Source organism: uncultured Campylobacter sp. (assembly GCF_938031315.1).
In the GTDB taxonomy this organism is placed as follows: domain Bacteria; phylum Campylobacterota; class Campylobacteria; order Campylobacterales; family Campylobacteraceae; genus Campylobacter_B.
This window is the reverse complement of record NZ_CALHHT010000383.1, coordinates 1-1,502: the sequence shown is the minus strand read 5'-3', so window position 1 is coordinate 1,502 and position 1,502 is coordinate 1. Positions and strand designations below refer to the sequence as shown.

Genomic DNA, 1,502 nt, shown 5'->3' with positions numbered 1-1,502 from the left:
ATAAGAGATTTAAGCTCTCTTAGCGCATCCCTTTCGTATGGCAAGAAGCAAAATTCAAATTCCTCCAATAGGGCATTAGCGCAGGAATCACATAAAAAATATACCATCTCCTTAGGATTTTCGCAATCTTCATCTGTAGCGTGCACAAGATATTTATCTTGATATTCTAAAGAAGCCATTACGCATAGTTTGTACAGAAGCACGCCCTTACGAAATATCTTTTTTCCATCAATTTGCATTTGGGTTTCCTTTTATTGGGATGTGGGTTTCATCTAGTATTCTAAACTCGCATATTTTAATAAAATTTTCGGTCTTATATACAACTCTATCTGCACCATTCTGTCTATAGCAAAATTTTGTCCTATTTCTATAAATTCGCCATCTTTATTTCTTCTAATTTTTAAGGACTCGATGCATTCGGCGGTAAATTCCACAGCCGTCTTTCCGCCTGTTTTTATAGTAATTTCCACCCATCCCTCGACTATGCAATATGTAAATATTAGCCCGCCTATTTCGAACGTATATTTTCCAATATCGCTATCTATTTCATCCGGGTAAAAACCAAAAAAATCGCTCATCTCCATCACGTCGGGATACGTTTTTATATATGTCATTTTATGCCTTCCTTTTGGGATGATAGTTATAAATTTTATACTTTAATCATGCCGAGAAAATAAATTTCATACAATTACATACACCGAGCTTTGATTAAATTTAGCCTCTGAAAAATCTACGATCTTTTCATTGTCTCTTAAAGTATAAAGCTCGAAATCCGCGCTCAGCTCATCGATATTATAGAAATCCAAACATAAAGCAAATCTGCTGTTCTCAATATCCATATTTTCGATCTTTTCCTTTACCAATTTCAAAAATAAAAGGCACTCTTTAATAAAATCATCTTCCTTTAAATTTGGATTTTTGATCTCTACTTCATTGATCGACCACTCAAAATCGCTTAAGCCTTGATATATTGAAGAATTAATTAAAATGTTCTCTGTTGTAGCTATTCTTTCCCTTTTAAGATTCTTGATAAAAAATATTCCCGTGTCAAGATAGATCAAGCCTTCGCGCAATAGCTGCTTTAATTGCGATATTTTCAGATCTTTGATTGAGCCGCTAAGGGCAATAAATTTAATTAAATTCGGATCGGCATACAAAGTTCCTCTTTTTATCTCTCTTACTTCTTGCACTCTGGAAAATAGCTCTTCATTATTTTTAGGCAGAAGAAAAACCGCTTTGTTCAAATTAACCTCTTTTTTATCTATCGTCACTTTTGCCTTGCTGTTTTTCTCGCAAAATTTTAAAAAGTTGATTCCATATTTAATCTCGTCGTTTAGCCCTATACAGCCAAAACCCTTGCTATCATGCGGATAGACGGCTAAATTTAAACTCGGAAAAACTATAAAACACCATTCGTTTATAGAATAATCATAGCACATTAAAAATTTAGCCAGCTCTTTTATGTCGTTCCATTTCAGAATGTCCATTCTTACGCACATAGC

Annotated in this window: 2 protein-coding genes and 1 pseudogene; all 3 read right to left on the bottom strand. The window is 34.0% G+C overall.

What is annotated here, in order from left to right; translation table 11 throughout:
- Nucleotides 1-239 (bottom strand): annotated as a pseudogene (locus Q0236_RS09495) (phytanoyl-CoA dioxygenase); the annotation flags it as partial.
- 33 nt (nt 240-272) lie between these two features.
- Nucleotides 273-614, bottom strand: coding sequence for a hypothetical protein (locus tag Q0236_RS09490; protein WP_297917183.1), 342 nt, complete (start codon nt 612-614; stop codon nt 273-275).
- Between the two features lie 66 nt (nt 615-680).
- Nucleotides 681-1,502 (bottom strand): hypothetical protein (locus Q0236_RS09485; protein WP_297917181.1); only part of this gene is annotated, 822 nt, incomplete at its 5' end.

What these genes read in the sequence shown, in the direction of transcription:
- Q0236_RS09490 (WP_297917183.1), bottom strand. Translation starts at nt 614, where the DNA reads ATGACATATATAAAAACGTATCCCGACGTGATGGAGATGAGCGATTTT.